Origin of the sequence: Maridesulfovibrio sp. (genome assembly GCF_963666665.1) — a bacterium.
GTDB lineage: Bacteria > Desulfobacterota > Desulfovibrionia > Desulfovibrionales > Desulfovibrionaceae > Maridesulfovibrio.
The window spans coordinates 1,081,276-1,101,809 of record NZ_OY762999.1; the positions used below are offsets into that span (position 1 = coordinate 1,081,276).

Annotated in this window: 14 protein-coding genes; 7 read left to right on the forward strand and 7 right to left on the reverse strand. The window is 49.0% G+C overall.

Going from position 1 to position 20,534, the window contains the following annotated elements:
• Positions 1-94 precede the first annotated feature (94 nt).
• From carB to ACKU40_RS04895, 5 genes are all read left to right on the forward strand, one after another.
• On the forward strand, positions 95-3,328 hold the full coding sequence (gene carB, locus ACKU40_RS04875) for a carbamoyl-phosphate synthase large subunit (RefSeq protein ID WP_320175400.1): 3,234 nt from the start codon (positions 95-97) through the stop codon (positions 3,326-3,328).
• 161 nt (positions 3,329-3,489) lie between these two features.
• Positions 3,490-4,881 carry an amidophosphoribosyltransferase gene (purF, locus tag ACKU40_RS04880; RefSeq protein WP_320175401.1) on the forward strand — a complete coding sequence of 464 codons (1,392 nt, stop codon included), beginning with the start codon at positions 3,490-3,492 and terminating at the stop codon, positions 4,879-4,881.
• 24 nt (positions 4,882-4,905) lie between these two features.
• Positions 4,906-5,436, forward strand: coding sequence for a zinc/iron-chelating domain-containing protein (locus ACKU40_RS04885; RefSeq protein ID WP_320175402.1), 531 nt, complete (start codon positions 4,906-4,908; stop codon positions 5,434-5,436).
• Between the two features lie 12 nt (positions 5,437-5,448).
• A complete protein-coding gene (locus ACKU40_RS04890; protein WP_320175403.1) occupies positions 5,449-7,860 on the forward strand; it encodes a PBP1A family penicillin-binding protein in 2,412 nt (803 codons plus the stop codon).
• Between the two features lie 182 nt (positions 7,861-8,042).
• A complete protein-coding gene (locus ACKU40_RS04895) occupies positions 8,043-10,214 on the forward strand; it encodes a methyl-accepting chemotaxis protein (RefSeq protein WP_320175404.1) in 2,172 nt (723 codons plus the stop codon).
• A gap of 47 nt (positions 10,215-10,261) precedes the next feature.
• Here the strand turns inward: ACKU40_RS04895 and ACKU40_RS04900 are convergent, their stop codons facing one another.
• From ACKU40_RS04900 to ACKU40_RS04925, 6 genes are all read right to left on the reverse strand, one after another.
• Positions 10,262-10,957 (reverse strand): orotate phosphoribosyltransferase, encoded by a 696-nt coding sequence (locus ACKU40_RS04900; RefSeq protein ID WP_320175405.1) that lies wholly within the window; start codon positions 10,955-10,957, stop codon positions 10,262-10,264.
• A gap of 67 nt (positions 10,958-11,024) precedes the next feature.
• Complete coding sequence (gene pyrC / locus ACKU40_RS04905; protein ID WP_320175406.1) at positions 11,025-12,068, reverse strand: dihydroorotase; 1,044 nt, start codon at positions 12,066-12,068, stop codon at positions 11,025-11,027.
• Positions 12,065-13,399, reverse strand: a complete 1,335-nt coding sequence (locus ACKU40_RS04910) for a Zn-dependent hydrolase (protein ID WP_320175407.1) — start codon at positions 13,397-13,399, stop codon at positions 12,065-12,067. The genes pyrC and ACKU40_RS04910 overlap by 4 nt, the downstream gene beginning before the upstream one ends.
• Positions 13,400-13,413: 14 nt before the next feature.
• The gene (locus tag ACKU40_RS04915) at positions 13,414-14,691 is read right to left on the reverse strand and encodes a TRAP transporter large permease (protein ID WP_320175408.1); all 1,278 of its coding nucleotides are present in this window, start codon (positions 14,689-14,691) and stop codon (positions 13,414-13,416) included.
• A 16-nt stretch (positions 14,692-14,707) separates the two neighbouring features.
• A complete protein-coding gene (locus ACKU40_RS04920) occupies positions 14,708-15,226 on the reverse strand; it encodes a TRAP transporter small permease (protein WP_320175409.1) in 519 nt (172 codons plus the stop codon).
• A gap of 135 nt (positions 15,227-15,361) precedes the next feature.
• A complete protein-coding gene (locus tag ACKU40_RS04925; RefSeq protein WP_320175410.1) occupies positions 15,362-16,381 on the reverse strand; it encodes a TRAP transporter substrate-binding protein in 1,020 nt (339 codons plus the stop codon).
• Between the two features lie 375 nt (positions 16,382-16,756).
• On the opposite strand from ACKU40_RS04925, the gene ACKU40_RS04930 reads away from it, so the two are divergent.
• Entirely contained in the window at positions 16,757-17,641 is an 885-nt protein-coding gene (locus tag ACKU40_RS04930) for a helix-turn-helix transcriptional regulator (protein ID WP_320175411.1), read from the forward strand.
• Positions 17,642-17,705: 64 nt separating this feature from the next.
• On the opposite strand, the gene ACKU40_RS04935 is transcribed toward ACKU40_RS04930, so the two are convergent.
• Positions 17,706-19,682: a U32 family peptidase gene (locus tag ACKU40_RS04935; RefSeq protein WP_320175412.1), complete on the reverse strand. Its 1,977-nt coding sequence runs from the start codon at positions 19,680-19,682 to the stop codon at positions 17,706-17,708.
• A 56-nt stretch (positions 19,683-19,738) separates the two neighbouring features.
• Between ACKU40_RS04935 and ACKU40_RS04940 the strand changes: the two genes are divergently transcribed.
• Positions 19,739-20,533 (forward strand): dihydroorotate dehydrogenase electron transfer subunit, encoded by a 795-nt coding sequence (locus ACKU40_RS04940; RefSeq protein WP_320175413.1) that lies wholly within the window; start codon positions 19,739-19,741, stop codon positions 20,531-20,533.
• Position 20,534 lies beyond the last annotated feature (1 nt).

Here is a 20,534-nt window from a genome sequence, read left to right on the forward strand (position 1 = left end):
CTATGCTTGCTCATCTGCGAGTAATGATTTATGTCTTTCTGTCTCACCACAAGTCCTAACGCCAATATTTCAAAACCATTATTGGATGGAGTTCATGCCTAAACGCACTGATATCAAGAAAATTATGCTTATCGGCTCCGGGCCGATTGTCATTGGTCAGGCCTGCGAGTTTGACTATTCCGGTACTCAGGCTCTCAAAGCCCTTAAAGAAGAGGGGTACGAAGTTATTCTCGTTAACTCTAACCCCGCAACCATCATGACCGATCCCGTCTTAGCGGATCGAACATATATTGAACCCATCGAACCCGGCACCATTGCCAAAATCATTGAAAAAGAACGACCGGATGCACTGCTGCCTACTCTTGGCGGACAGACCGCACTTAATACCGCGCTTGCTGTTGCAGAAATGGGAGTGCTTGATAAATTCGGTGTTGAATTGATCGGTGCTTCTGTTGAGGTAATTGAAAAAGCCGAGAGCCGCGAGCTTTTCCGTGCAGCCATGGAAAAAATCGGCCTTAAGGTTCCTACCAGTCGTATTGCCCGCAACCTTGATGATGTCCGCCGCTGCGGTAAGGAAATCAGTTTTCCCATCATCATCCGTCCTGCCTTTACCCTTGGTGGTACCGGCGGCGGTGTTGCTTACAACATGGATGATCTGGAAGAGATCGCCATGAAGGGTATTGCTGCCAGCCTTCAGAACGAGGTTATGCTCGAAGAATCCATCCTCGGCTGGAAGGAATACGAGTTGGAGGTCATGCGTGACCGTAAGGATAACTGCGTAATCATCTGTTCCATTGAAAACATCGACCCCATGGGTGTGCATACCGGGGACTCCATCACCGTTGCTCCTGCACAGACTTTGACCGATGTTGAATATCAGATGCTCAGGGATGCATCTCTCGCTATTATGCGTGAAATCGGTGTTGAGACCGGTGGTTCAAACGTACAGTTTGCAATCAACCCGGAAAACGGAGAGCTGGCCATTATCGAAATGAACCCGCGTGTATCCCGTTCTTCCGCACTTGCTTCCAAAGCAACCGGATTCCCCATTGCCAAGATCGCAGCGAAACTTGCGGTTGGTTACACCCTTGATGAGATTCCCAACGATATTACCCGCGAGACAATGGCTTCCTTCGAGCCGACCATTGACTATTGCGTAATCAAGATTCCCAGATTTACCTTTGAAAAATTCCCCGGTTCCGAAGATTTCCTGACCACCGCCATGAAGAGTGTCGGTGAGACCATGGCAATCGGCAGGACTTTTAAGGAGTGCCTGCAGAAAGGTCTGCGCTCTCTTGAAGTCGGAATGCCCGGTTTCGGTAAGGTCTTTGAGCCCAGCGATATCGAGCGCGATAAATTGATCAGCCTGATCCGTAAGCCAAATTCAAAGCGTATGTTCTACCTGCGTGAAGCTTTTCTCGCCGGTATGACCCTTGAGGAAATTTTCGATATCACCAAGATTGATCCCTGGTATCTGCACCAGCTTGAAGATCTTGTTACTTTTGAAAAAGAACTTCGCCAGTTCTCCCTTGAAACCGGACTTTATTCCGGTGACGGGCGGGTTCCGGTTATGTTCAAGAAAGCCAAGGAATACGGTTATTCCGATCCGCAGCTGGCAACAATGTGGAGAGAGACTGAAGAGAACGTCCGTAGTTTCAGGAAAAAACTCGGTCTGGTTCCCACATATTATTTGGTTGATACTTGTGCGGCGGAATTTGAGGCTTACACTCCTTATTTCTACTCCACTTATGAGTCCGGTCAGGAAGCAGAATCCATGCCTGAACGCAAGGTTATGATTCTTGGCGGTGGACCTAACAGGATCGGGCAGGGAATTGAGTTTGACTATTGCTGCTGTCACTCTGCTTTCGCATTGGAAGACATGGGCGTGAAGTCAATCATGGTTAACTCCAACCCCGAGACCGTCTCCACTGACTATGATACTTCCGACAGACTTTATTTTGAGCCGCTTACCTATGAAGATGTGCTCAACATCATTGAGTTTGAAAAACCTGAAGGGGTAATCGTGCAGTTCGGCGGTCAGACTCCTCTGAACCTCGCGATTCCGCTGCTTAAGGCCGGTGTTAATATTCTGGGTACTTCCCCGGATGCAATTGACCGTGCCGAAGACAGGGAAAGATTTCAGGCGCTGCTCAAGAAACTTGATCTCAAGCAGCCGCCGAACGGAACCGCCATGTCTCTCGATGACGCTAAAGCCATTGCTGAGCGTCTTGGTTATCCTTTGGTACTTCGTCCTTCCTATGTCCTCGGCGGACGTGGAATGGATATCGTATACAGTGACGAGGAATTTGATTCCTACTTCCGCGAAGCAGCGGTTGTTTCCCCGCAACACCCCATTCTCATTGACAAGTTCCTTGAGAATGCAGTTGAAGTTGACGTAGATGCCCTTGCTGACGGCGAACAGACTTATGTCGCAGGGGTGATGGAGCACATTGAGGAAGCCGGGATTCACTCCGGTGACTCTGCCTGTGTTCTGCCTCCGCACACCCTCAGCGATGAAATCGTTAAGGAAATTGAGCGTCAGACTGTAGCCCTTGCTGAAGAGCTTGAGATTGTCGGCTTGATGAACATTCAGTTCGCAGTCAAAGACGGTGATATCTACATCATCGAGGTTAACCCACGCGCCTCCAGAACCGTGCCTTTCGTAAGTAAGGCTACCGGTATCCAGCTGGCAAAGATGGCAACCAAAGTCATGCTCGGTGAAAAGCTCAAGGATCTCGATCCTTGGTCCAAGCGTAAAGAAGGTTTCTACTCCGTCAAGGAAGCAGTTTTCCCCTTTAACAGGTTCCCCAACGTAGACGTAATGCTTGGACCTGAAATGCGCTCCACCGGTGAGGTTATGGGTATGGATTATACTCCCGGCCTCGCGTTTATGAAAGCTCAGCTTGGTGCGGGAATAAAGTTGCCCCTTGAGGGAACCGTGTTCATCTCGGTGAAAGACAGGGACAAGGAAGCGATATTGCCTACTGCCAGAAATTTTGAAAGACTTGGTTTCAAGATACTGGCTACCGGCGGAACTGCAGATTTTCTGTTTGAACAGGGAATTGCAACTAAGAAGATTCTTAAGGTTAACGAAGGTCGTCCGCACGTTGTTGACTACATCAAGAACGGAGACATTGACCTTTTGATAAACACCCCGTCCGGTAAGCAGACTGTTTCTGACTCCAAGGAGATCAGGCAGACAACATTGCTTTACGGACTGGCATATACAACCACTGTCGCGGGTGCTCACGCCATGAGTCTGGCAATTGAGGAACAACGCGGTAAAGGGCTTGATGTGCAGTGCTTACAGCGCTATCACGATATGTAAAAAGTATATAAACAGGAAAACGGACCGGGCATAACGCACGGTCCTTTTCCTTTTTAGGGTGATTCCTCAGGCTTATATGCCTTGGAGTTCCCGTTTGTATTGGATTGTTTTGCAAAAAACGTAGCCGTAATTTTAAAGCTTACATTGCAAGAGCAGGAAAGATGAAAAAAGAATATTGCGGACTGTTCGGGATTTATGGACATCCCGAAGCAGCAAGAATGACATACTTTGGCCTTTACGCTATGCAGCATCGCGGACAGGAATCTGCCGGGATAGTTACATGGGATGGTACAAGCATCCGTGAGCAGAAGGGCATGGGCCTTGTTGCTGATGTTTTCAATGAACGTCATTTGGGTAAAGAACTTAAAGGCGACATTGGTGTCGGACATATCCGTTATTCCACTACCGGGGCTTCTCTGATCAGGAACGCGCAGCCTTTTCTCGTTAAATTCGGTGATCTGCATCTGGCGATCGCTCATAACGGAAACCTCGTAAACACCCTTGAACTGCGTCATGAGCTTGAGGCACAGGGATCAATTTTCCAGACTACCATGGATTCTGAGGTCTTTGTCCACCTGATTGCCAAGAATCTTAACGGTAATACAATTGAAGACGCTGTCATGGAGGCCTGCCGTAAGGTTAAGGGAGCATTCTCCCTGCTGATCATGGCTAATGATAAGCTTATTGCTGTTAAAGACCCCAACGGGTTCCGTCCGTTGGCTATCGGACGTGTAGGTGATAATTATACTTTTGCTTCTGAGACTTGTGCATTTGACCTGATTGATGCTGAGGAAATTCGTCCTCTAAATGCAGGTGAAATGGTCGTAGTGGAAGGCGGCAAACTGACTTCCTACACCTATTGCGAAAGCGCTCCTAAGCGTCAGTGTATTTTTGAGCTTATTTATTTCGCACGTCCTGACTCTACCGTTTTCGGTGAAGTTGTTTATGAAAGACGTAAGAAAATGGGTGCAGTTCTCGCAGAAGAACAGCCGGTTGATGTAGATTTCGTCATGCCTTTTCCTGACTCCGGTAACTATGCTGCTGTAGGTTTTTCCCAGCAGTCCGGTCTGCCGCTTGAGTTGGCGATGATTCGCAACCATTATGTAGGCCGTACTTTTATTCAGCCTTCTCAGGATATGCGCGATTTCAGCGTACGGGTTAAACTTAACCCGGTTAAATCCATGATCAAGGGTAAGAAAATTATGATCGTGGAAGATTCTATTGTCCGCGGAACAACTACCCGGACCAGAATCAAAAAGCTGCGTGAACTCGGTGCCCGTGAGATTCACATGCGGGTCAGCTGCCCGCCGATCCGCTTCCCTTGCTACTACGGTATTGATTTCTCTTCCAAAGGAGAGCTTATTGCCGCCAACAGCACTGAAGAGGAAATTGCACGTTTCCTCGGCCTTGATTCACTGCACTACCTGTCCATCGAAGGGCTGCTCAGTTCAGTGGAAGACAAGGATTCATACTGCCTTGCATGCTTCAACGGTGATTATCCCATTGCTCCCTGCAAGGGATATGGAAAAATGTGCCTTGAAAATGAAGGCTAAAAGAACCGGGAGTCTTTGATTATCATGAGCGATCCTTTTGTCTGTGCCAGATGTGCCGCCAAGGGGCCGACATGTTGTGAACTGACTCCGGGAACAGAGGAAGTTTGCTTCCCTGTCTCAGAATATGAACGGGAACGCATCATTGAGTGCGTTCCCGATTCCGGTGGGTTTGCTTTACAAGTAAATACGCCTGTTTTTATTGAAAATTTACTTCGACTTTTTCCGGGGCAACGCAGAAGAGTAAAAGAGCTTTTTCCCCCGGGTGGAATGCATTACCGGTTGGAAGTTGATTCCAATGGAAAATGTTTGTTTCTTGGTAGCGAGGGCTGTGTTATCCCCAAAGAAGTCCGGCCCTTGTATTGCCGGCTTTTTCCTTTTTGGACAAACGAAAATGGCAGAATTACACTTCTTGAAGTTGAAAAATGCCTCGCTCAGCATGAAAATAAGACTCCGGGCAAGCTTTTTAAAGCTCTTGGAATTACGCAGGCCGAAGTGCGAGAATTGCATAGCAGGCTGAGAATAGCTTGGGGCTTTGTTCCCCATGCAGATGACTGATGAGAATCACAAATGAAAAAAGTATATAAAATCCTACTGATAGTGACGTTGGCGATGGGAATCCTCGGCGTAGGGTCCATTGCCGGACTTTATTTCTGGGCTGCCAGCGATCTGCCCGGATTCAAAAATATTACCGACTATAATCCTCCTCTGGTTACCACTGTTTATTCCCGCAACCACAAGGTTCTCGGATATTTTTATAAGGAAAAGCGTTTTCTGGTCCGCATGGACGAGATGACTCCGCTGTTGCCAAAGGCTTTTCTGGCAGCCGAAGATGCTTCTTTTTATCAGCATGACGGTGTTGATTTTACCGCTATTTCCCGTGCTTTTGTTGCCAACATGAAAAGCGGCGCAAAGACTCAGGGCGGAAGTACCATTACCCAGCAGATTATTAAGCGTTTGCTCCTGTCTCCTGAGAAGAGCTACAAGCGTAAGATCAAGGAAGCCATCCTCGCTTTCCGTTTGGAGCATTATCTTGAAAAAGATGAAATCCTGACCATTTACCTGAACCAGATTTATCTTGGAGCAGGAGCTTACGGAGTTGAAGCCGCAGCGCGTACCTATTTTGGAAAGCATGTAACTGAGCTTACTGTTGCTGAATGTGCACTGCTGGCAGGATTGCCGCAGGCTCCAAGCCGTTATGATCCTCTGCGTCACCCTGAAAGGGCAAAGGCCCGTCAGCTCTATGTGCTTGGACAGATGTATGAGCATAATTGGATTACCCGCGATGAGTACAACAAGGCTGTGGAGCAGCCTCTTGTCTACAAGAGCATGGAAGATCCTTCATGGAAGCACGGTCCCTATTTTCTTGAAGAAGTTCGTCGCTGGCTGATTGATAAATATGGTGAGGAGACTGTCTACACAGGTGGTCTTAATGTTTACACCACTTGTGATATCAAGCATCAGGACGCAGCCGATGAAGCTGTTAGGGAGGGGCTTGAATCCTCCACTAGACGTCGTGGCTGGAGAGGGCCTTTGCTGGAACTTGAGCCTGCTGAATATGCCGGATTCCTCGCTTCTGAAATTATTCCTGAACCGGAACTGCGTCCCGGGAAATGGGTCAAGGTTCTGGTTACCAAGGTTTCCAACAAGGAAGCTGCTGTTAAGTTCGGCAAGTACGCTGCAACTATGCCTGTTACAAGCATGCAATGGTGCCGTACTCCTGATGTGAAGAAAGCTCCTGAAGATGTCCGCCCCCAGAAGGATGCCACCAAGATACTCAAAAAGGGTGACGTGGTCTGGGCAAGGCTTGATAAGGCTTTTTTCAAAGACGGCAGCGAAGTCAACTTCAATCAGGTTGATCCTGAAACCGATACTTTGGGTGATGTCAGTTGGCTGGTTTCTCTGATGCAGAAGCCTGTTGTGCAGGGAGCTCTTGTTTCCATGGACCCCAAGAATGGCGATGTTCTGGCAATGGTCGGAGGTTATGCCTTCGGCGGAAATCAGGGAAGCCAGTTTAACCGTGCAACTCAGGCTAAACGTCAGCCCGGTTCTGCTTTCAAGCCTATTGTTTATTCAACAGCTATGGATAATGGTTTTACCACAGCTTCAATCCTGATGGATGCTCCTTTCGTGTACACTGACATGGAAGCCGGGAAGCTTTGGAAACCGCAGAACTTCGAAGGTGTATTCTACGGACCTACCTTACTGCGCACAGCTCTGGTTAAATCCAGAAACCTTGTGACAATCAGGCTGGCCCGCAAGATGAGCATTGATAAAATTATCCAGCGCGCTAAAGACATGGGCCTTGAAGCTGATTTTCCCAGAGACCTTTCTGTGGCACTTGGCTCCGGTTCTGTAACCCTGCTGAATATGGTTGAAGCCTATTCAACTTTCGCAAGAGGCGGTTCCCGCGTAAAAGCCCGTTTGGTTCTTTCAGTGAACAGTGCATGGGGAGAATTGCTTTATGATTCCAAACCGGAATTTACCGATGCCATCAGCCCGCAGACTGCCTACATTATGTGTGACCTGATGAAAGAGGTTGTCCAGCATGGAACCGGCTGGAGAGCAAAAGTTTTGCGCCGTCCGGTTGCCGGTAAGACCGGAACAACCAACAATGAGCAGGATGCATGGTACATGGGATTTTCTCCCTATCTTGTAACCGGTGTATTTGTCGGCTTTGACCAGCTGACTCCCATGGGTAAATGGGAGACCGGTTCACGTGCTGCCAGCCCGCTTTGGGTTTCTTACCGCATGAAGGTGGAAAATGATTATCCATATGAGGATTTTCCGCAGCCTGACGGTGTTGTAATGGCTAAAATTGATGCTGCTTCCGGTCTGCTTGCCGGACCTAATTCCAAGGAAACCTACTTCTTGCCGTTCAAGGAAGGTACGCAGCCCACAAGGACCGCATCCGGTTCCGGCGAGGATGGAGATTCCGGCGGTTCAGGTTCCAGTGAGGATTTGTTTAAGCAGACTTTCTAGCTGATATTCAATAATAAGATATTAATCCCCCCCTGTACTGAAAAGTATAAGGGGGGATTTTTTTTGATTAGTATAAAAATACTTTCTTGTGTTACATTCTTGTTACGGAATTTTAGCAGGTGTAATGGCGGCACTTATGCAGTTGCAGCGAATTCGCATTAGTCCTTTAGGACGGAGGGAATATGAGCTTACTGGATAAATTTAAAATCAAGACCAAGTTTTTAGGTAATATTTTAATTGTCCTCAGTTTGTGTGCTTCTGCATTGGGAATGTATCAGTTCGCACTGACTGAAACCGGGAATGGATATACTGATGTTCTCAGTGAAGAGGTTTTTATTTCTCAGCAGGTCCAGAAAGCAGAAATAGCTATGCTTGAAGCCCGCAGGTCTGAAAAGGATTTTATGCTGCGCAATGATATGAAATATCCTCCGCGGGTTGAAAAGAGTGTGTCAGAGATAGTTGCTGCCATGGATAATGTTGCCATGGTCGGACATAATACGGGAGTAAATGAGATAGGAAACCTTGCGGCGACAATTAAAGATGATGCATTGCAATATTTGAAGATATTCAAGGAAGTCGTTCAAAGTTATGTGCGAAAAGGGCTGACTCCTGAAGAAGGCCTGCAGGGTGAATTCCGGGCTGCTGCTCATATGATAATGAACCGCGTGCCGGAATTTGCAGTAGATGATTTATATTTGCAGTGGTTGCAGATGCGCCGGTATGAAAAAGATTTTATGAGAACCGGGAGTGCAAAATACCATACGCAGTTTCTTGCAGCAGTGAATGCCTATAAAAATGGGTTGGATAAAAGTCCATGTGCTGAGGATGCTAAAAAGCTGCAGCTCAAGGAACTTGGAATATACACTCAAGCCATGGAAAGGATTATGCAGGGGGTGCCTGCTGAACTTAAGTCTTCACTATACCTGCAGGCGCGTACCTCTGCCGGGAATATGGAAAAGGCTTTGCAGTCTGTCTTTGTACCGCAGGTTCAATCTTTAATTCTTTCGGTGCGCAGGAACGAGAAGGATTATTTGCTCCGTGGAAGCGAAAAGTATGTAAAGAAAACTCTTGCTGACCTTGAAAAATTGAAGGCTGCTTTTGTTGATTCGTCTATACCGGAGAAAGTAAGGGCCGGGATTGAACAAGGAATTGGGGTATATCGTGCTTCTTTTATGGCTCTTGTAGATGAAAATAACCGTATAGCTGAACAGAATAATGATATGCGTGGTGCAGTTCATGCTATTGAACCTGAGTTGATAAAAATCAGGACCATGGCGGAAGAGCGCATGGGGCAACGGACAGTTGCGCTTGAAGTCGAGGCCGGGATCTTTTCAAAGACGGCAATGGGCCTCGGTGGTGTTGCTCTATTTATAGGCATTGTGATTTCCTTGCTGGTTACTAATTCTATTGCCCGCCCGTTACGTACGGCAGAGAGCACAGTCATGAGGATGGCCAATGGTGATCTTAATCAGAATGTGCAGTCTGCCAGCCGCGATGAAACCGGAGTAATGCTAAATGCCATGGGGAATATGATCTACAGGCTTCGTGATGTTGTTACCGGAGTTAATTCTGCTGTATCGAATATTGCGGCGGGCAGTGAGGAACTGGCTGCAACAGCTGAATCCATGTCTCAGGGGTCATCCGAGCAGGCTTCAAGTGTGGAAGAGCTTTCCGCCTCAATCAACTCTGTTACTATGTCCATTGAAAAGAACGTCCATAATTCTCAAGAAACGTCTAAAATTGCAGCTAAAGCTGCGGCTAAAGCAGATGAAAGCGGGCAGGTCGTATCCGGAGCTGTCGGAGCGATGAAAGATATTGCCGAGAAGATTACCATCATTGAGGATATCGCACGCCAGACAAATTTACTGGCACTTAATGCCGCAATCGAGGCTGCAAGAGCCGGAGAGCACGGCAAGGGCTTCGCTGTTGTCGCCGCAGAGGTTCGCAAGCTTGCAGAGCGCAGTGGAATCGCAGCCGGTGAGATTAGCGAGCTTTCCACCAGTACGCTCAGGGTTGCAGATAAGGCTGTACAGATGCTTAATGAATTGGTCCCGGAAATCGGCAAGACCTCCGATTTGGTAGAAGAAATTAATGCCACCTGTGCGGAACAGGATGAGTCGATTAAGCAGATTGGTGCGGCCGTAGCGCAGGTAGAAGTGGCAACGCAGACCTCTGCTTCTGCGGCAGAGGAGGTTTCAGCAACATCGCAGGAACTGGCCGGTCAGGCAGAGACCCTGCGCAGGATGATGGGGTATTTTAAGTGTGATTCAGCGGGGCATTGCGAAGTAGCCGATTTGGATGAACCAAAGGCTCTTGCTTCTGCCGATGTCTACGATGGGATGGATAGGTTCTAAAAAAAACGGGGGATATCAAACGATATCCCCCGTTTTCATCAAATGGCTTACTCAGGGTAGGTGGAAATGCCACCGTGGGCGGCAGACCAATCAACGGGGTTGTTGAGGAATTTTTCCACTTCATCCAGAGATTTGGTGTCGAAGTACTTTTCTTTCTTGGCAACGTTGAGGATATCCCACCAAGTTGCGAGAGAAAGCATTTCCAGTCCGGCAGAAGCAAGGGTTTCCTTGGTCTTGGGGAAGATGCCGTAGTGGAAGAGTACGAAAGTATGAGTCACTTCAGCTCCGGCATGGCGCAGAGCCTGTGCGAAGTTGATCTTGCTGCGACCGTCGGTAGTCAGGTCTTCAACCAGCAGGACCTTGGAGCCTTCTGCAAAATCACCTTCGATCTGAGCGTCACGGCCGAATCCTTTGGGTTTTTTGCGTACGTACTGCATGGGCAGCATGAGGCGGTCAGAGAGCCATGCGGCGAATGGGATACCTGCAGTTTCGCCACCTGCAACGCAGTCGATGGACTCGAAGCCGCATTCACGCAGGATAATGGATGCTCCGAAATCCATCAGGGTATTACGGACTCTGGGAAAGGAAATGAGCTTGCGGCAGTCAATATAGACCGGGCTGGCCCAGCCGGAGGTGAACTTGAAGGGCTCATCTGCACGGAAGTGAACTGCTTCTACTTCGATGAGCATTTTCGCTGTGATTTCAGCGATGGTTTCTTTGTCAGGAAAGCTGGTAGGAACCATTTTTTCTCCTTGTGTTAGTTGTATCGCGAAAAAAAAGCTGAACCGAAATATAACGGTTCAGCTGGTATCAATCAACCAAATCCCAAAATAAGGGAGTATCGGGTTTGAATATCTTTACGATATCTCCTCCGACTTTAATCTGCCAGTCCATTTCAACGGGGTTTTCTCGTTTGACTAAAGTAACAGTGCTGCCATTGGGAGAAAAACCGTAAAATCTGGCACCGTATATGGAAGTAAACCCTTCGAGTTTGTCCAGAGCATTCAGCTCGTCAAACACTTGAGTTACATATCCTATTGATGTGGGGGCATTGAATATGCCCGCCGCTGCTCCGGCCTTTTCTTTGGCACGGGCAGGATGGGGGGCAGAATCAGTGCCGAGGAAAAATCTTTCATCACCGGATACGGCGGCCCTGCGCACAGCCTCGCGGTCTTCGAAGGTTTTGGCTACGGGCAGGCAGTACATGTAGGGATTCATACCGCCTTTGAAAAGGTCATTGCGGGTCAGCAGCAGATGGTGCGGGGTAATGGTCGCGACCATGTTTTCATCCTGCTTAAGAACGTAGTCAACTCCGGCCTTACTGGTCAGGTGTTCGAATACTATTTTGAGTTCAGGGAAATCTTTACGTACCGGTTCAAGCACCCGTTCAATAAATACTGCTTCACGGTCAAAAACGTCCACTTCCGAGTCGGTGACTTCGCCGTGTACGGAAAGGGGCAAGCCTATTTCCTGCATGGCATTCAGAACAGGATAGACCTTTTTAATGTCTGTAACTCCATTGTCGGAGTTCGTGGTCGCACCGGCTGGGAAAAGTTTAACCGCATGAAATGCTTTGACTGCGTATGCTGTATGAATGTCTTCTGCAGAAGTTGAATCCGTAAGGTAGCAGGTCATGAGCGGTTCAAAATTAGAACCTTCAGGACGGGCATCAATTATTCTTTTACGGTACTCTTCAGCCTGTTTTGCGGTGGTCACCGGAACCATGAGGTTGGGCATGACAATGGCCCGACCGTAAATTTTTGCACTGGAAGGAAGCACTGCCGCAAGCATTTCACCTTCGCGCAGGTGAAGATGCCAATCATCAGGTCGTATGATGGTTATTTCGTTGTTCATAAGTTGAACTCCGTGATTGTGCGGTGCAGTACTGAAAGGCCCCGGATAAAGTCTTCCATGTCCATTGCCTCTTCCGGGTTGTGAGAGCCGTTGCGGTTGCGCACGAATATCATGCCTGTGGAAACACCCGCGTTGGCGAAGAGCGAGGCATCGTGCCCAGCTCCACTGGGAATAGCTTCTACAGGTAAGCCTTCCGCAATGCAAGCATTGTTTATACGATCCACTATTTCCTGATCAATAACAGCAGGCGGAGTTTTAACCGGCTTGTCGAATTCGAATTTAACCCTGCGCTCATAAGTGATCGTAGCACATTCGGAGTGGAGCAGGGCTTCAATGGCCGCTAGGGTATGCTCATACTGGCTGCGGGCTTCAAAGCTGAAAGTTACTTCGCCGGGAATACGCGACATGGCATGGTGCTGCTGGTCGGTGCAGAGTATACCGCAGGTCGCCACCAGATCACCACCATGCTGAAGGATGGTGGTCCAGTGATCATCAATACGTGTGATAAGTTCAGCGGTGGCAAATACCGCATCCTTGCGCAGCCAGCGGGGAACAGCTCCGGAATGACCGGCTTCACCTATGCATTTGATCCTGCGATGGCGGATGTTGCCCCGGATTCCGGTTACTGCGGCAACGGGAAGGTTGCGGGCGATCATGACCGGACCCTGCTCAATATGCAGCTCAAAGAAAGCTTTGATCTTTGAAGTGTCGATGAGCACTTCTCCCTTGGCAATGCGTTCTACATCAGCTCCGCAATCGATCATATGATCTTTTAAGGGACGGCTGTCATCACGCTGGAGGAGTTCCTGTTCAGATTCTTCCAGCTTACCGAGCAATGCTTTGGAACCTAGATAGCAGGCACCGAACCATGCGCTCTCTTCTCCGCGCAGAGCGATAACCTTTACCGGAACTTCAAGAGTCTTGCCGCTGCGTTTAATCTCTGCAAGGCAGAGCAGGCCAGCAATTACTCCGGCGGCACCGTCATAGTTTCCGCCTTGAGGTACTGAATCAAGGTGTGATCCGATAAGGATATATTCTTTGTCCTCCGGGATCTTTTCAAGTTCAACAACAAGGTTTGCGGCATTGTCGCGGTAGGTGATTAAACCTTCTTTGTGAGCGAATTTTTCAATCAGCTCAAAGGCCCGTGTTTCAGCTTCTCCATATGAAGGGCGGGACACACCTGCCACATCTCGGGACAGTTTTTCCAGATCATCAAAAAGCTTTTCTGCTTCTGCTGTGAGATGATCAAGGGAAGCCTTGTGTTGCGGAATCGGATGCGGACTGTTGCTGTTGCCTGTTCCGCCCATATTGCTGGTCATTGCGTTAATCATGTTAGATTACCTTTTTAGGGAGCAACAAGGCTGGGCAGGAAAGTTGCCACGCCGGGAACGTAGGTTACCAGAAGGAGGACCAGAATATTAATGAACAGGAACGGCCATACCCCGTTGATGATGGACATGACAGGCTTTTCCAGAGTGGAGGAAGCCACGAAGATGTCCAGCCCGAAGGGGGGGGTGATCATGCCGATGCAGATGTTCAGGCAGACGATCTCACCGAAATGGATAGGATCGATACCCATGGAAAGTGCAACCGGATAAAGGGGAGGCACAAGGATCAGCAAAGCTGAGTTGGGATCGATGAACATTCCGGCAAGGAAAAATGCTACGTTAACGATCATCAGAAAAGTGATCGGACCGGCCTGAATGTCATTAAGGAAATTGGTGATCAGAACCGGAACCTGAGCCAGCGTTACAAAGTAGGAAAGTACGCTGCCCATAGCCAGCAGGATGAAAATAATGGTGGTTGATATTGCTGCCCGTTCAGTGATGCTGATTAATCTGGCGAAGGACAGGTTCTTGTACACGAAAGCTTCAATAAGAATAGCATAGACAACTGATACCGCGGCGGCTTCAGTCGGAGTGAACAGTCCGGAGTAGATACCACCGAGAATAATGATCGGCAGGCCCAGTGCCCAAGCAGCTGATTTGAAAACAGAAAAGAAAGGAACCGTTGCTTTTTCGCCACGACCAACGCTTTTACGCACGGATTCAAATATCACCAGTCCAGCAAAAGCCAGTCCGAGAGCCAAGCCTACGCCGAGACCGCCGATGAACAATCCTGTGATGGAGGTTCCGGTCATCCAGCCGTAAATAATCAGGGTAATGCTGGGCGGAATGAGCAAGGCTGTTTCCGCGCTGGAGACGATCAGGCCGAGGCTGAATTTTTCACTGAACCCGGTCTTACGTAGTTCCGGGTACATAAGTTTGCCCATGGCGGCAACGGTTGCCGGTGCTGATCCGGATACGGAACCGAAAGCCATGGAACCGAAAATTGTGGTGTGTCCGATGCCGCCGAGACGGTGTCCGGTGTAATATTTGATAAGATCTGTGAGACGCTTGGCAATTTGTCCGGAAGCCATGAGTTCTGCGGCAAAAATGAAGAAAGGAATTGCCAGAAGAGTGGAAAAGTTGATTCCGCCTACCAGCTTCTGGATCAGTACCGGATCGGGAATACGGGGGAACAAAAAGGTTTTGGTCAGGAATGCGGGTACGCCGAGTACCAGCAGCATTTCAAAACCGCAGACGAGCATTAAAAGGGCGATGAGGATAATTACAGGAGTCATGTGCTGCTACCTTATATTACTTGGTCAGGGTGGTGATGGGCCGGGTGTGGCGATCGTTAATACTCAAGAGTTCGAGCAGGTAGCGCAGTGCCAGCAGTCCGAATCCAACAGTAGGCGCAATATAGAGCCAGTACATGGGCAGTCCCAAAGTGGGGCTGAGCTGTCCGGTGCGCATTACGAATTTAACAAGGGCTATACCCAGCCAGACCAGATAGCAGCTGAAAACGGTTCCGGTCAGGTTGATCAGGATGCTGACTGCCTTGCGCGGCAGTTCGGGCATTTTTTCGAAAAGTGTGGTTACGGCTACCTGACGCCCGCGTTCAAGGGCGAGGCCGAGAGCGAGAAAAACAGCCCAGACCATGAGCAAACGTGTAGCTTCATCAATCCATGCGAAAGTGCTGGCGTATTGAGGCATTGTCTCCCTGACCAGAACATTAAAAGTATACAAGCCGACCATGATCAGGTTGATGGAAATGATCAGCACTCTTTCAATTAAACGTATCCCGTTCAGCAGGGAACCAAGCAACTTACGCATCCTAAAAACTCCTGGTGTAGCTACCCATAAAACTAATAAGTCTTCAGGCAATAATCTTCACCAAATTCTAATCTCATGAATATACTTAACAAAAGGCAGGAGAGGACATCCTCTCCTGCCGGAATGAACGTCTTACTATTTTACAATACGTGCGTATTCTTCTTCGTAAAGCTTGATCAGGTTTTCACCTTCAGCACCTGCGCGGGCAAGGTAAGCAGCTTTGGTTCTGGGGTACATGAGTTCACGCATGGCAGCGCGGTCTGCAGCCTGCAGGGGAGTAACCTGAACGCCTGCTTTCTTGATAACTTCAAGAGCGTCTTTCTGAGCCTGTTCTTTGTGGGCTTCAACACCGGGCATTACTTCAATGAAAGTATCCACGATGATTTTCTGGTAATTTTCAGGAAGGGATTCCCAGTAGGAGGGGTTGAAGAGAACATAGTCTTCCATTGCACCGTGCTCGGAAGTCACGAGGTATTTCTGTACTTCGTAGAACTTCATACGCTGGATGGTGTCGAGGGGGTTTTCTTCGCCGTCTACAACACCGTTCTGGAGAGCTGTGTAAAGTTCACCGAAAGGTAGTGCGATTGCGGAAGCGCCGATCGCTGCAAACTGCTCGATGAGAATTTTGGAGTCCATTACGCGGAAGGACTGGCCTTTGTAGTCCGCGATGGTAGAGATAGGCTTGTTGGAGGTAAAGTTCTTACGACCGTTGGGCCAGGTTGCGATTGCTTTGAAACCTCTGGACTCAAAGGATTTGAGCAGCGCTTTACCGAATTTACCCTGACGCAGTTCCTGTGCTTTTACACGGTCAACAGGAAGCAGGAAGGGAATGTCCATGATGGAAACCGCAGGGTTGAATCCGCCGAGGAAAGCTGCGGCGGAGACAGTACCTTCAATGGTTCCGAACTGTACGCCTTCGTTCATCTGGCGCTGGTTGCCAAGCTGAGAAGAAGGGAAAATTTTGAATTCAACTTCGCCGTTGGTGCGCTCTTTAACGAGCTTGGCGACTTTTTCCAGACCCTGATGACGTGGCTGCAGGGGGGATTCAAGGTGACCGATGCGTGCCTCGTATTTAGCGGCGTTGGCGGAAATAACTCCACCCATCACCATACACAAAGCAAGAGCTACTGTAACAATTCGTCCGAAAAATTTCATTCTGGAAGCCTCCTGAAAGTGTGAGCGTGAATCTGGCAGGCAGAATCACATGATCAAGTCGAACCGAAATCAATGATTCCGGTATGTTCCCGACTGGCAATCGGGTTTTGATTGCAAATTTAACAGCCAGCAAAATGAATTAAAAGGAAATTCTTTTTTGCTTGCAGTTATGATTTGATTTGGTGAATTTCAATCAAAAAATAGATTTTTGTCAACATAAATCTCATTTTTGAAACAATTCAAAAAAACATTCACAAAAATGAGATTTTGAGTCATAATTGATAACGATAATGGCAAAAGCGACTGTCTGTTAATGAATTTATACATATAAGATAGGCTGGACAGTTGAAATTAAGCTTTCATGGAGACGGGCGAATGAATGAACTTAGTCCCAAGGAGATAGGCCAGCGCTTGAAAGCGTTCAGGCTGGGCAGTAAATACAGCACCGAGGAAATTGCCGCTAAGATCGGTATTTCCCGGGCGGCTTTGTACAGATATGAAAAAGGGGACCCGCCTAAGCTGGAAACTTTAGAATCTATAGCCGACTTGCTTGGAGTTTCACTTACGTCATTGATGGGAGTCGGAGTAGAGTATATTTCTTCAGCGATCAGCTTTTTCGAGCGTATGCGCCAGAACGAAGCTGAGTCAGAGCAGCTTGCAGTGATGTTCGGCTTGTTTTCCTATCTGCTTACTACAGATGAATTTGATGAATATCTTGAGATTTCCATTAAAGAAGGCTTGCCGCAAGAATTGCGGGATGATCCTGGCATATTAAGCCGTGTTTCTGAAATTTTATCAGTGCTGCGGGAGCGCAAAAAAGGATATTACCAGCGCAGGCCGAGTATGGTGAACCTTGCCTCTGCCACCAATCTTGAGCAGTTTTTGCGTAGTGGGTTTGTAGGAACCTTTGATCTGCCCGAAGAGGAATTGCAGAAGCGGCGTGATGTGGCGCGGCGCGAGGTGGAAAATGTAATCAACCTCCTTGAGGAACAGCCCATCGGTGTACAGATCGGTTTACTTATTGATTCTGTTCCCAGCACGCATTTTCAGATTTTCCGCCAGTCAGAAAGATCTACTCTCTGTTTAAGTCCTTATAAGCTCTGTCATTTTCCCAATGTACGGCTAGGCGTGGGCATGTTAACATCAGCTCCCGAGGCGCTTGAGTTGCATCAGAAGATGATTACCGAGCTTTGGGGACCTGCTCTCAAGGGACGCAGGGCTGCAGATTACCTGCGCAAGATGATTGAAGACTGCAAATAAGAAAACGGGTCCCGCACAATTGTGCAGAACCCGTTGTAGAGCTTAATGGAAGTTTTTGGGATTCTTATAATAAACTTAAATCCCAGTTGAAATTGCTGGTGCGTTGCGGTTCAGGTACTGCGCGGGGCCATGGTTCCTCAATATTAAGGAACATGGTGTAGCCGGAGTTCTCCAGTACCTTGCGTTCTGCTCCGAAATCGAGCGGCCAGCCGGGATAAATCCAATATGTCTGTCCGTATTGGCGGGCCCAGCAGATTTCTTTTTTCTGGCTGTAGATGGGGCTCATCAGCTCTGTATCGTCGGCCATGATTCTTGAAAGGCCGAGCGGCCACATACCGGAAAGGACAAATCCCAGCGGAAGCGGGCTGTTCTGCGGCAGGGCGAGGAAGTCATCGCGGGCCAGTTCCGGGCTGACGTATGCGGATGAAAAGCCCATATCGGCCAGCATTTCGATGGTCACCGGGTTGGATACGTTGCAGAAGGGACCGGCGTGAAAGCGGACTTTTGCATCTTTCGGGAAAAAGGCTTTCTGCCAGGGAGCGTTGAGTACGAAATCGCGTCCACCACCGCTCAGGCAGATGTCGATAATTTTCTGGACTTCCTTTTCCTCGTTAGGCCAGACCACCGGGGGCAGATGCCACCAGATTTTGGAAACAGCCGGACGCGGGGTGCGCTTAAGGGCGTTCATGGAAAGCCAGACATCGGTGCCGAATTTGGTTTTTCCTTTGGGCGGATTGCGCTGCAGAGTGTGGCGCGCTGTTCTTTCCGGATGCGGACATGGCTGCGGCAGGTCAATGACCATCTCGCTGGCTACGTTTTCCGCAACTTTGATCTTTGAAAGTTTTGACTCAAGTTTTTTTAGAGCTTTGGTCAGCCCTTCTTCGCGGCGGTCAATGAGGAATACACGGGTGCCGGATTTCAGGCGTGTTTTGCCTTTGACCGGAATGGAGACCTTGCCCCTTTTGGGGATGAATTTGCGGATCTTCATGGTCTGGTGCCCGGGCTGGTCCTGATAACCGATACGCAGGAAATCTCCGGCAAGGAGTTCCTGTCTACAGTTAAAGTAAGGCTTTCCGTCTTTCTCCTGCTTGATAAGACCGATGAGGAAACCGGAACCGGTTTCGTTGGACGGATCAAGCGGGGTATACGGACGCTGTGGCAGGAACACAGAGTGTGAAGACGGTCTGCCCAGAGCGAGTTCGAGCAGTTCTACGGCATCCTTTTTGGCCTTGGCGTCATTGGGGTTGTCGCGCAGCATTTTGTAAGCTGCTACTGTGTAGTAGACGTAGTGGGGGCCTTTTTTACGGCCTTCGATTTTCCATGAGCTTACCTTGGGAATAGCAAGGGTCGGCTTGGTCAGCACATCGAGGCTGAGGTCGAGGCAGGAGAAAAGGCGTTTGGGTGCATCTTTGCGTTTGGCTCCGCCGTAAAGTCTGCGGCAGGGCTGTACGCAACGTCCGCGCAGGCTGCTCTTGCCTCCGAAAAAGGAGCTCCAGTAGCAGCGTCCGGAAACGGAATAGCAGAGAGCGCCGTGGACGAACATCTCAAGGGTCATGGAATCAGGGCAGGCATCGGCCATCATTCTGATTTCATCAAGGTTCAGTTCGCGGGGCACAACAACGCGGTCTACGCCCAGTTCTTCTGCGGTCTTGAGTGCCGCAGGGTGGCTGACGTTGGCGAGGGTGGAAAGATGCAGTTCCCCTTCAAATCCGGCCTGACGGGCGATCTCGACCATGGCAATGTCCTGAATGATCAGGGCATCCGGTTTGACCGTACGGGAGACTCGCTCCACAAGTCGTGCAGCGGAGTTGACATCATCAGGCTTGATGAGGGTATTCATGGGAATGTGGGTGCGAACTCCGTTCTCACGGCCCAGTTCGGCAAGGGCTGCAAGCTCACTAGTAGCGAAATTATAAGCTTCCATGCGAGCGGAAAAATGTTTAAGTCCGGCATATACGGCGTCCGCACCTGCGGCTATGGCTGCAAGGAAAGAGGATTTATCGCCTGCCGGAGCAAGAATTTCTGGTTTATGTTCATTCATAATGTATCACGCTTATGCCGCAAAGTGCGGTCAGCAAAAATCTACAGGATTAAATCATGAGTGCAAACAATTGCAGGGCTGTTAAAGTCATTAGCAACAAGCCCCTCGGATTATCCTCACCCGGTGAGGAAATAGTCGAACTCAAACTCGAATATCCGGACTGGAAGCCGGGTTGGCGGGCCGGACAGTTCGTCATGATCAGGCCCGTTTCATGGCCTTTGGACCTCGTTTGGGGACGTCCTTTTTCCATTTGTAACGCAGATGAGACCAGTCTGACCATCCTTTTTCAGGTTGTCGGTCGTGGAACAGCGCGTCTGCTGGAACTTAAAGAGGGCGATGAAGTAAATATCTGGGGGCCGTTGGGTAACTTCTTCAGTAAACCGCAGAACCGCCCCATACTCATGCTCGCCGGAGGGATGGGTTTAGCCCCCTTTTGCGGATATGTCGATACCCATCCGCAGCCTGAAAATCTGAAATTATTCTTCGCACACCGTCCGCCGCTGGAAAATTACCCTTACAAGGGTTTGGCAGGCAAGGTCGATGTTGAAGATATCCGTGAAACCAAGCCCGCAGATATCTCTACCATTATCGCAAGGGTGGAGGAGTTGGTTAAGGAATACGCAGAGAAAGACGGCCTTATCGTGGCTTGCGGACCTCATCCGTTCCTGAAAACCATCTGGAACGCTGCCAACAAATACGGCGCAGATGCGGAACTTTCACTTGAAAACCGCATGGCTTGCGGTGTTGGTGCATGCCTCGGTTGTGTCTGTAAGGATAGCGACGATCACCATACTCAGGTTTGTACCACCGGTCCTGTTTTCAAAGCCAATAATCTCAGTCTGGAGGATTAAG